This window comes from Brevibacillus sp. SAFN-007a (assembly GCF_051967035.1).
Lineage (GTDB): Bacteria > Bacillota > Bacilli > Brevibacillales > Brevibacillaceae > Brevibacillus.
Genome location: NZ_JBQCKK010000018.1, coordinates 63,619 through 73,806, shown reverse-complemented (window position 1 = coordinate 73,806; position 10,188 = coordinate 63,619). Strand labels below are relative to the sequence as shown.

14 protein-coding genes are annotated in these 10,188 nt (G+C 52.2%); 12 read left to right on the top strand and 2 right to left on the bottom strand.

The features are described 5' to 3' along the window. The first annotated feature begins 155 nt into the window (after positions 1 to 155). The 7 genes from ACTHO6_RS17255 (at position 156) to ACTHO6_RS17225 (ending at position 5,374) form a co-directional block, all read left to right on the top strand. A complete protein-coding gene (locus ACTHO6_RS17255) occupies positions 156 to 740 on the top strand; it encodes an RNA polymerase sigma factor (protein ID WP_440242996.1) in 585 nt (194 codons plus the stop codon). After that, positions 715 to 1,617, top strand: a complete 903-nt coding sequence (locus ACTHO6_RS17250; protein ID WP_440242995.1) for a hypothetical protein — start codon at positions 715 to 717, stop codon at positions 1,615 to 1,617. Before ACTHO6_RS17255 ends, ACTHO6_RS17250 begins: the two co-directional genes overlap by 26 nt. A 254-nt stretch (positions 1,618 to 1,871) precedes the next feature. Continuing rightward, on the top strand, positions 1,872 to 3,380 hold the full coding sequence (locus ACTHO6_RS17245) for a DUF4153 domain-containing protein (protein WP_440242994.1): 1,509 nt from the start codon (positions 1,872 to 1,874) through the stop codon (positions 3,378 to 3,380). Between the two features lie 3 nt (positions 3,381 to 3,383). Continuing rightward, on the top strand, positions 3,384 to 3,560 hold the full coding sequence (locus tag ACTHO6_RS17240; RefSeq protein ID WP_440242993.1) for a hypothetical protein: 177 nt from the start codon (positions 3,384 to 3,386) through the stop codon (positions 3,558 to 3,560). 114 nt (positions 3,561 to 3,674) lie between these two features. Next, a complete protein-coding gene (locus ACTHO6_RS17235; protein ID WP_440242992.1) occupies positions 3,675 to 4,061 on the top strand; it encodes a cupredoxin domain-containing protein in 387 nt (128 codons plus the stop codon). 157 nt (positions 4,062 to 4,218) lie between these two features. Then, positions 4,219 to 4,572: a hypothetical protein gene (locus ACTHO6_RS17230; protein WP_440242991.1), complete on the top strand. Its 354-nt coding sequence runs from the start codon at positions 4,219 to 4,221 to the stop codon at positions 4,570 to 4,572. Between the two features lie 163 nt (positions 4,573 to 4,735). After that, the gene (locus ACTHO6_RS17225) at positions 4,736 to 5,374 is read left to right on the top strand and encodes a hypothetical protein (RefSeq protein ID WP_440242990.1); all 639 of its coding nucleotides are present in this window, start codon (positions 4,736 to 4,738) and stop codon (positions 5,372 to 5,374) included. A gap of 100 nt (positions 5,375 to 5,474) precedes the next feature. Here ACTHO6_RS17225 and ACTHO6_RS17220 read toward each other — a convergent pair whose 3' ends face one another. Both ACTHO6_RS17220 and ACTHO6_RS17215 read right to left on the bottom strand, forming a co-directional pair. Then, a complete protein-coding gene (locus tag ACTHO6_RS17220; protein ID WP_440242989.1) occupies positions 5,475 to 5,750 on the bottom strand; it encodes a hypothetical protein in 276 nt (91 codons plus the stop codon). Positions 5,751 to 5,921: 171 nt separating this feature from the next. Next, complete coding sequence (locus ACTHO6_RS17215) at positions 5,922 to 6,932, bottom strand: NAD(P)/FAD-dependent oxidoreductase (RefSeq protein ID WP_440242988.1); 1,011 nt, start codon at positions 6,930 to 6,932, stop codon at positions 5,922 to 5,924. 336 nt (positions 6,933 to 7,268) lie between these two features. Here ACTHO6_RS17215 and ACTHO6_RS17210 point away from each other — a divergent pair, with 336 nt between their 5' ends. From ACTHO6_RS17210 to ACTHO6_RS17190, 5 genes are all read left to right on the top strand, one after another. Next, the gene (locus ACTHO6_RS17210; protein WP_440242987.1) at positions 7,269 to 8,459 is read left to right on the top strand and encodes an NAD(P)/FAD-dependent oxidoreductase; all 1,191 of its coding nucleotides are present in this window, start codon (positions 7,269 to 7,271) and stop codon (positions 8,457 to 8,459) included. A gap of 3 nt (positions 8,460 to 8,462) precedes the next feature. Further along, on the top strand, positions 8,463 to 8,714 hold the full coding sequence (locus ACTHO6_RS17205) for a hypothetical protein (protein WP_007785712.1): 252 nt from the start codon (positions 8,463 to 8,465) through the stop codon (positions 8,712 to 8,714). Positions 8,715 to 8,803: 89 nt separating this feature from the next. Beyond that, positions 8,804 to 9,286 carry an NUDIX domain-containing protein gene (locus tag ACTHO6_RS17200; RefSeq protein ID WP_440242986.1) on the top strand — a complete coding sequence of 161 codons (483 nt, stop codon included), beginning with the start codon at positions 8,804 to 8,806 and terminating at the stop codon, positions 9,284 to 9,286. 153 nt (positions 9,287 to 9,439) lie between these two features. Continuing rightward, positions 9,440 to 9,601, top strand: coding sequence for a YuiA family protein (locus tag ACTHO6_RS17195; protein ID WP_440242985.1), 162 nt, complete (start codon positions 9,440 to 9,442; stop codon positions 9,599 to 9,601). Between the two features lie 208 nt (positions 9,602 to 9,809). Beyond that, complete coding sequence (locus ACTHO6_RS17190; RefSeq protein WP_440242984.1) at positions 9,810 to 10,070, top strand: YuiB family protein; 261 nt, start codon at positions 9,810 to 9,812, stop codon at positions 10,068 to 10,070. Positions 10,071 to 10,188 lie beyond the last annotated feature (118 nt).

Here is a 10,188-nt window from a genome sequence, read left to right as displayed (position 1 = left end):
AAAATACACCCCCTAAAATTTTCATCGGATAACCACAAGGGTTTTTCCAATGTCTACTTTAAGGGGTGCACTTCACAGGTCAGGGAGGTTTTTTTGGTTTCCTGTCACAAAATGACCGCTTTGTTTGTTATATGTGTCAATTGGAGGTGAGAGGGTTGGATCGTAACGAGATCGAGCAAGTAGTAAAGGAGGTAAGAGCCGGGGATATTGACCGGTTTGGCATCATCATCGACGCGATGCAAAGGCAGCTTTTCGTCTACTGCTACCACATGCTGGGACATCGCCAGGAAGCGGAGGATGCCGTCCAGGAAGTTTTCCTGAAAGCGTACGAGCAATTGGACAGCTATTGGCAGACCGTCTCTTTTTCCGCCTGGCTGTACAAGATCGCCTACCATCATTGCGTCAACGTGTTAAACCGGGCGAAACGCGGGCGTATCCTCACTTTGCTGCGCGCCGGGATGCAGACGTTCAGCAAGCATGAGGGCGAGAAGAAAGTCGAAGACACCGAGTATGTGAGCACCCCTCTTCACATGGCGGTATCCAAGCTGTCAGCGAGTGAGCGCAACCTGCTGATTTTGCGCGTCGTCGAGGAATACAGCTACGACGAGCTGGCCGCTTTGTTCGATACAAAGCCTGCCACGCTGCGAAAGCAGTATGAGCGAATTGTGAAAAAGTGCAAATCCTACATGCTCGTAAGTGAAGGCGGTGATAGTCATGACACGATCTCAGCAACAAGGTGAGTGGAAGCAGCAACTGGTGGCAGTAGCAGACGATGATTTCGATGTCAAAAATCGGGTCCTTCAAAAAATCAAAGAACGTAACCAAAAAACGCGGGAGGTTCCTATGAAAAAAAGAATCGGATTGATTGTGGCAGTTATTCTCGTCTTTGGGGTGACATCCGCTTATGCGGCGATGAAAGTGTACGATCTGAAAAACGAGCAGGGCGAAGTCGTCGTGAAGGTGGAGCAAACAGAGAACAAAACGGAAGTCAACGAAAAGAAAAAATCCAAATTCGATCAGGCGCGCGATACGCTCAAACCGGGAGAGAGTGCGGCGATCTACATACCAGGGCCAGACAACCCGGACAAACGAGTATTTTTTACACGCATTCCCGTGATTCATGAGACGACGTCTGCCCTGCAACAAGAAACCGGAAGCTTCTATGCCTTCCCGGAGAGCCTCGCGGGCGGGTACCGGTTTGCAACCGGAGTGGTCAATTATTCGTTCAACCATCGCCAGCCGGAATTGTTCGAAGACATGTACAAGGAAGCAGAGCAGGGCAAAAAAGACTTCGTGGTTCGCAAAGTCTCCCCCGAGCCGCGCATTGATTCCGTCGCGACCGAGTACAACGGAACGAAAGGCAAGGTCACGGTCGTCATTACGAACTTCGACCGGATGCAGTACATCACGGAGGAAGCGGGACCGGATGAAACCGTGGAAAAAGTGAGCGTACAGAAAAAAGAAGCGCTGTATGTCGCAAGCAGGCTTCCGGATGGCACGGATATGCGCACCGTGAAGTTTTACAGCGACAACAGTAAGCTGCTGTTTGAAGTGAGCACGAAGAACCAGGCGATTGCAAAAGAGGAATTGCTGGCGATTGCGGAAAAGCTGAACTAGCTCGACTAGCGGCAGGATGAGATCGGAGTTGCGAGAAAGCCTGACACCTTGGCTGGTGTCGGGCTTTTTGGATGGAGGCAAAAAAAGGCCAGCGTTTCGCAACGGGACAAGCAAAAGGAAGGGCGCTAGCTTTTCCAGCAATTTGTAACAAAAGCCAAGCCTGTGCGTACTAACCAAAGGCAGCCGCGCAACGGAAAGCTGCGGACTCGTTTTTTATCCAAGGAGCAAATATCGTATCGTGAGGAGTGAATTGCGTGGCGGAATGGTCACAAGAGCAAAAAGCGTTGCAGTGGTTGCTGCTGGGGGCGTTCGCAATCGGCTGTTTGGGGGATCTTTTGTTTTACGGCAAGGAGTTTGGTATCTCGTATTTGCTGTTTGCCATCGCGATGTATGCGCTGTACGGCTGGCAGGCCAGGCGGCACGGGCAACTGAGCTTTTCGCGAAAGCATGTGTACGGGTGGCTGCTGACGGTGCCGATCGTCCTGCTGGCGCTGTCCTTCGCCCTGTTTTCCAACGAATATTTTCAATTGTTCAACTTTGTTCTCGTGCCGGTTTTGTTCGTGCTCCAGACGATGCTACTCACGGGGCGGCACAAGTCGAAGTGGTACGAGCTTGGCTTTGTGGGCGAGCTTTTGGAAACACTGTTTTACTTCACGCTCAAGCATACGCGCCTGCCCTTTGCCTTGACGAGAGAATGGCTCAAGGCGCGGATGAATCAGGAGAAGTACGGCGTGCTGAAAAGAGTGATGATCGGGGTAGGAATCTCGCTGCCGATTTTGCTCGTCGTGCTGACGCTGTTGTCGCAAGCAGATCAGGTGTTTGGGCATTTTTTGCACGAAATTCCGAACAGGATGATTGACCTGGATGCGGTAGAAGGCGCCTTTCGCCTGTTTTTGATCGGGCTTGTGACGCTGCTCGTTTTCGGCTATCTGTACTCGCTTTTTGGCAAAAGGGAGGAAGCTGTAGAAATTCCGCTGCCGCCAAAAGAGGGCAAGCTGGTCTGGGACGGCGTGATTTTGGTGACGGTTCTGGCGATGATTGATTTGGGGTATGCCGCGTTTACATATGTCCAGATTTCGTATTTGTTCAGCGGAGCCAAAGCGGCGCTCCCGGACGGCCTGACCTATGCCGAGTACGCCAAAAACGGCTTCAATGAGCTGGTGACGGTAACGATGATTAATTTTTTGATCCTGCTCTGCACCATGCACCTGGTTTCGCGGGCCAAGCGGCTGCTGTACCGGGTCGTGCAGGTACTGCTCACTGTGTTGACGGTATGCACGAGCTTCATGCTCTTTTCCGCCTATTTTCGGCTGTCGCTGTATGAGGAGGCGTACGGTTACACGCATAGCCGTCTGCTCGCGCACATCTTCATGATCTTTTTGCTGATCTTGTTCGCGATCGCCTTGTGCAAAATTTGGCGGCATACGTTTTCGCTCATCAAGTATTATGCGGTGGTGTCGCTCGCGAGCTACGTGCTGCTCAACTACATCAACATGGACGTCATCATCGCCAAAAACAACATGGAGCGCTACTATGCCACGAGAAGTATCGGCGTCGAATATTTGGGCAGGCTGTCGTACGATGTGGTTCCGTATTTGCTGGAACTGAAGGCGGACGAATCGCTGCGCGAGGACGTCGCGTATTATTTGGAAAACATGCGGGAGGAATTGCAGGCAGAGGCGAGCTGGCAGTCGTTCAACCTATCGAAGTATCGGGCAAGGCAGCAATTGCACAAATCGCTGCTGGAGTTCAGCACCGAGTAAAAAGTGCCGTTCATCATCCAGAAATCCGCGTCGAGCTTCGAAATCATCAGCTCGTTCAAAGACTTGAAGCTCTTAACGGACAACCTCACTCATTGTCTTTTGCTCACCTATCTGGAAAAGACGCTGTCGTTTCCGGTGCACATCGGCTGGGCAGCGAATACAGACGGCCAAACTGTTTGAGTGTTCAACAATTGGTAGCAAATTCGTCACGATTCAGCCACAGATTCCCAGATTTTGGGCAGCTGCTTTCCAGTAAGATGGAAGTGTAGAATCAAAGAGAAAGAAGGGGTCATTGTGAACAAGAAGTGGACTCTGCTGGTTTCGGCCGTTGCCTTCTCGGCGATGCTTGTGACAGCATGCGGCGGCGAAAAAGAGCAGGCGGCAAATACGGCTACAGAGACTCCAGCGGCAGCGACTACTGGCACCTCGATCAACATCGAAGCGAGCAACTGGAAGTTTAACCAGGACACCTATGAAGTCAAAGCAGGCGAAGAGTTTACCCTTACCTTCAAGTCGACCGAAGGCTATCACGGAATCGGAATCGAAGGTCTGGATGTCGATATTCAAAAAGACGGCAGCAAGACGTTGAAAATCGATCAGCCTGGCGAATATAAAATTTTCTGCAATGTGATTTGCGGGCCGGATCACGCCAAAATGTTTGCTACACTGGTCGTCAAGTAAATACGGAACCAAACACGCTGGCTTGCTTTTTGCGGGTCAGGGTGTTTTTAATTTTTTCGGCGGAGACAGGGGGGCAGCACATGTTTTCGCCGTTTTTTGCACAAGGTAAGAAGGAAAAGTTTTCAAGTCGTTTTTTTTCGCGAATGGAGATGACACCTTGGAAAAAAACAAATATTACGTGACGCTGCAAGCCGGGACGACGGTTGCCGAGATTCGCGATGAAAAAGGCGCCTCCACCTATGATTTTGAAATCGAGGCAACGGATGTGGAGGTCGGGATGATGCGCGATCTGTTCAACAACTGTGTACACGGCGACTTCATGATGTGGATGCACGGTCATACGCTCTGGTCGGATATGCCGGATCGGGACAATGACGAGTACGATGACAACTTGCGGGAAATTTATCGGCTGATTTACCAGCACGGTACGCCAAAGACGAGAGAGGATCTGGAGCAGATGGGGCTGGTGAAGCTGTTTGGCTTGAATCAGGCAGGGCTACGGCCCCTTTAGAAAAACTGACCGCAAGAATTCCACATTTTTTCTATCATTCCACGACAACTCTGCCACAAATGATGGAAAAACTGATGACTAGCCCGGCAAACACCCAATGATCCCCTGGAGGGCAATGCCAAAACAAGGCGCAACCACGGATGAGCGAAAAGGAGAGAGCAACATGAACAAGTGGAAAAACAGCATGGTGATGACGACACTCGCAATCGGACTGGCCCTGCCGAGCTTCGCGCAGGCGGCGGAAGCGAGTCTGGCCGATGCGAAAATGACGCCAGTCCACCAAACAGCGCACAGCCATGGCGAGCATGAAAAGGAGCACAAACATTTCCGGCACGGGATGCATGGCAGCGTTCATCAAAAGATGTACATGCTGCTGTTAGCGGAAAAATACACACCGGACAGCGTGGCGCAGTGGCAAGAAGTGTTCAAGGAACGCGAGCGGTTAATGAGCGAATTTGCCGCCCTTCGCGAAGACCCGAAATGGAAAGCGAAGCGGGAGGAGCGCAGGCAGCTCGTCAGCAAGCTGAACGAGCAGGTGAAAAAAGGCGAAATCTCCAGCCAGCAAATGGAGCAGCAGTTAGCCCAGTGGAAAGAGAAAAACATGGGGATGCCAGGCACGAAGGACGATCGCGATGCCCGGAAAGCCCGTATGGACAAAATGCGGATGACGCAGGAAGCCTTCCATGCGGCGATTGAATCGGGAGATGCGGCGAAAATCAAACAGGCGTTGCCGCAAATGCTGGAACAAATGAAAGCGAAAAATACGGTGTTGGCCCAGAAGCTGGCGCAAAGCAAGAAATAAGCGCGGGAACAAGAAAAAGGCGTGCGAACCCGATCGAAACGGATTCAAGCACGCCTTTTCCGTTTTTCTGCGTGTTTCCGCGGTTGCGACGAAGAACATTTCAGGTTCCCTCGCGAAAAAGCATGGCGGGCGTACATTCCTGCACCGCTACGGTCTGTTCGGTCTGGCAGGTGCTGCACCAGGCTGTGTGCAGGCATTGGTGATTGCGGTGGTCGGGATAGCCGTTGTCCAGCTTGGCGTCATTGATGTCCCGATACGGGCTGTAATCGCCGTAGTAGTCGTACAGGCGACCGGCATCCGCAAGCGGCGTGCCACAGCGCTGGCAGGCGTGCGAGAGAGAAGTCAATCCATTGCAAACCGGACAAAGATGGTCCATGTTTGTTCCTCCAGAACAGAAGCGGCATGCGTATCGCTTTGCTTTTTTTACTGTGTGTCAGAATGCGGACAGCTATGCGCCCCCGCGAAACGCCCGCCGTCACGCAAAAAAATCCTTGCACCGCACAAGCGAGGCGGCACAAGGAATGGATCGATTCATCGAGACGGGAAGTCAAGACTTGAAGTTGTCCATGCTGGAGGAATGCCCCGGCTGCAATTTCGCGTCCGGGTTGAAGTAGGCTACCGCGTTGTTGACGGCGGTGGGAGCCTCGCCGAAGCCGACGGCAATCAGCTTGACTTTGCCCGGATAAGTGGCGATGTCGCCAGCAGCGAAAATGCCGGGAATGTTCGATTCCATGCGCGAGTTGACGACAATCGCGCCTTTTTCCAGCTCCAGCCCCCAGTTTTTGATCGGGCCAAGGGAGGAGATGAAGCCGAAGTTGACGATGACGGCATCGACTTCCAGGTCGCGTTCTTCTTTCGTGGTGCAGTTCGTGAGGGTAAGCCGTTCGATTCGCTCATCGCCGTGAAGAGCGGATATTTCATAAGGCGTAGTGACGTTGACTTTGGACGACATGAGCATCTCGACACTGTGCTCGTGGGCACGGAACTTGTCTCGGCGGTGGATGAGGTGGACTTCTTTGGCGATCGGTTCGAGCATCAACGACCAGTCGAGGGCGGAATCGCCGCCGCCAACGACAGCGACGCGCTGTCCTTTGAAGGAGTTCAGGTCGGTGACAAAGTAGTGCAGATTGGATTTCTCAAATTTGACGGCATCCGGATGTTCCAGTCTGCGGGGTTCAAACGCGCCCACGCCGGCTGTGATGATGACAGACTTGGAGTAGTGTACGCCTTTGTCCGTAGTGATTTCGAACACATGGTCCGCTCTTTTCTCGACGTTCTCCACCTTTTCTTCCAGGCAAATGGTTTGCTGAAAACGCGAGATCTGCTCCTTCAGATTGTTGATTAAATCTTGGGCCAACACCTTCGGAAACCCGGCTACATCGTAAATGTATTTCTCCGGATAGAGAGCGGATAATTGCCCGCCAAGCTGGGGCATGCTCTCAATTATTTTCACACTTGCCTGACGCATGCCGCCGTAAAAAGCAGTGAACAAACCGGCAGGCCCTCCGCCAATGATCGTAATGTCGTAGATTTGCTCGTCCTTTTGCAGAAAATTCAATCGAAAGCACCTCCGAATATTCGAAAAACGAACTCCTCACCCATTATACCCCAATAAATGAACGAAAAAAAAGCAGGGAAAAAACGCTTTCCTGGGCAAAAAACCCTTGCAAATCACGGTGGCACCCGATATGATGAGGGTGAATGTAAAGAAATTGTCACATTTGTTGTTTTTATGTTTGTGCAATTTTTCACAGGTTGGAGCATTGGACATAACAGGCAATCATTTGGATACGTCCTTTTTTATTCGTTTGGGCATCTTACTAAGTAACAGCCTACGTGAAATTTCGCACAAACTTCCACTGGTTACCACTAACAAAGAATGGAAGGGATACCGATGAGTACACCCAAAATCCTCATTCTTGGAGCAGGATACGGCGGCTTGCTTACCACGCTGAAGCTGCAAAAGAAGCTGAACTACAACGAAGCGGACATTACGCTGGTCAACAAGCACAACTATCATTACATCACGACCTGGCTGCATGAGCCGGCTGCGGGCACCGCTTCGGCCGATCACGCCAGAGTCGAGCTGGAACGGCTCCTGAACCAGGACAAAGTGCAGTTTGTCAAAGGCACGGTCCAGTCGATCCAGCCGGAGGAACAGAGCGTCACGCTGGAAAACGGCGACGTGCTGACGTACGACTACCTCGTGATCGGTCTCGGCAGCGAGCCGGAGACGTTTGGCATCGAAGGACTGAAAGAGCATGCCTTCAGCATTCGGAGCATCAACGCCGTGCGCCATATTCGCGAGCATATCGAATACATGTTTTCCAAATATAAAAACGAGCCGCATCGCACCGATTATCTGACGATTGTGGTCGGGGGCGCGGGCTTTACGGGAATCGAATTTTGCGGAGAGCTGGGCGATCGCCTGCCAGAGCTGTGCCAGGAGTTTGATGTGGACCCTGAGCTGGTCAAGGTGTATTGCATCGAAGCGGCGCCCTCTGCGCTGCCGGGCTTTGATCCCGAACTGGTTCAGTACGCGATAGAGGTGCTGGAGCGCAAAGGCATCGAATTCAAAATCGGCACCCCGATCAAACAGTGCACGCCGGATGGAGTGCTTTTGGCAACCGGCGAAGAGATCAAGGCAAAAACGGTGGTTTGGGCAGCAGGTGTTCGCGGCAACAGCATCGTGGAAAAAGCAGGCTTCGAGGTCATGCGCGGCCGCGTCAAGGTAGACGAATACTTGCGGGCGCCAGGCTATGAAAACGTGTTTGTCGTGGGGGACTGCGCGCTCATTTTCAACGAGGAAGGCCGTCCTTATCCGCCGACAGCGCAAATCGCCGTACAGGAAGGCGAGACGCTCGGGGAAAACCTCGTTGCGCTCATTCGCGGAGAGCTTCCGCAAAAGTTCGTTCCTCATTTGCAGGGAACATTGGCTTCTCTCGGCAGAGGAGAAGGAATCGGCCAGGTCGGTTCGAAAAAGCTGTTTGGAAGCACAGCAGCGATGATGAAAAAAGCAAGCGACCTGCGCTACCTGTACAAAATCGGCGGCGTCGGCCTCGCACTGAAAAAGGTAAAGCTGTAAGCGATGCGTCACGCGAGCATTCAAGTCAGAGGGCTGATGACCCGCGACGAAATGGAGCGGTACAACGCGTTGATGGAAGTAGGCGCTTTTTTGGAAGAACAAGGGCGCCACGACCTGGCGTGGCATGTGCAGCGCGAGGTAGATATTCTCATCCTGCCTGCCATCGACCGGCTCAAGGAAAAGGGTCGGGAGAGGGATCGGGAAAATCTGCGCTACATGATTGACAATGGGCTTTTGGACGATGACGACGACTGATCGGGTACCCCCGGCGAGCGATTGCCGGGGGTTTCGTGTATCAAGCAAAAGTGGGACAGGAAGCTTGGGGGAGAAAGGAAGCGAGCAGCATGCGCGAAGGAAAAGTGTGGCTAGGAGCCTGCGGGATCGTCATCCGGGGAGAAGAGGCGCTGGTGGTCAAAAAAACGTACAGCGGGCTGAAAGGGCAATGGTCGTTTCCGGCCGGGTTCGTGCAGGAAGGCGAGACGGTCGACGAGGCAGCGGTGCGCGAGGTTTTCGAGGAGACGGGGATCAAAGCTGTCGTGCGGCAGGTAGCGGGTATCCGCTCGGGCGTCATTCGCGAGTCGGTGAGCGACAATATGGTGGTTTTCTGGATGGATTACGTGAGCGGCGAGCCTCGTCCACAGGAAGGCGAGATTGCGGAGGCGCGATTTTTGCCGATTCAGGAACTGATCGATCATCCGCTTTCTTCTACATACTTGAAAATGATTTTACCTGGCTACACCAGACGGGAAGCGGGGATGGAAGGGAAATCCTATGAGGTGGACCCTGTCTTCCAGTACACTTCCTATAAAATCTTCAAGCATGGATGAGAATCGGATAGCTAAACCGCGATGTTTCCGCTTACATCGCGGTTTTTTCTGCGATATCCGGAAAAAACTGTGTTGTGAGGAAGGGTTCGGTTCTGCTATAGTTAGATGTATCAAAATAATCTGAAAATACATGCAATTCACGGCGGAGCATGTATGGAGAAAGGGGAGCTCATCATGAGACATGACCAAGAACAATGCCCGTACTGCAATGGTCAGGGGTATTTCCAGCTGCTCCTGGGGGGCACGGAAAATTGCCCGAACTGTGATGGGGTAGGGCAAGACGCTCATCAAGAAGCTGTATCCACCAATCAATAGCCATCCACACATGTTGCATAGAGCAAGAGCCGTCAGGGGATGTTCCCCGGCGGTTCTTTTCGTCTGCGCTCGCAGCGGTTGTTCGTATTGACCTATATCTGCCATTTTTGCTACACTAAAGAGCGAAAATAGCCCGTCCTCCCTTGACTTTGCCGACTTCAAAGGCAAAAGGCAACGCCGGAGACGATGGCAGGAGGTCTTGCGGTCGATGAGCATCTTGCAATTTCTGGTTTCCATCGTTTTGTTCACCGTACTCGGTTTTGGCATAGGATTTATTTTAAACATGATTTTGAAAACGACCTGGCTGCCCGTCGTGATCGGAGTCGGCGTGGTGGCTGGAGCGCTGATCTATCAAAAAATCGTTCCCGGCGTCTGGGACGCCATTATTCTCGGCTGTGGAATGGCAGGGACCGTAGGCAGCGGCTGGACGATTTCACTTCTGCGCAAAAAAGGATATCGGATGTTTTAGGAGAGAAGAAACAGGCCTTGGTGGAGGGTCTGTTTTTTTGTGTTGTCAGAATGTTTCTGTAATCACCCACTATTTGTGTATAGTTTTCTCCTCTTCGGGACATGACTAGAACCGAGAG